The 229-nt window shown below is 66.4% G+C and carries 1 protein-coding gene; it reads left to right on the top strand.

Annotated features, from left to right (window positions below):
• A partial coding sequence (locus tag OO69_RS48690; RefSeq protein WP_033287482.1) for an acyltransferase domain-containing protein occupies window positions 1–229 on the top strand: 229 nt, incomplete at both ends.

Here is a 229-nt window from a genome sequence, read left to right as displayed (position 1 = left end):
GGTACTGCTCGCCGACAACCGCGAGCAGCTGCTGACCGACCTCGACACACTGAGCAAGGGCAACACCGCACCCGGCATCGTGCAGGGCACCTACCAGGCAGGTGGGACGGCCTTCCTGTTCACCGGACAGGGATCGCAGTACACCGGCATGGGACAGGACCTGTACACATCCGAGCCCGTGTATGCGGCCGCCCTCGACACGGCCTGCGCAGCACTCAACCCGCACCTG

Source organism: Streptomyces sp. NRRL F-525 (assembly GCF_000716605.1).
Classification (GTDB): domain Bacteria; phylum Actinomycetota; class Actinomycetes; order Streptomycetales; family Streptomycetaceae; genus Streptomyces.
The sequence above is the reverse complement of the archived record's forward strand: the minus strand, read 5'-3'. Positions and strand labels throughout refer to the sequence as shown.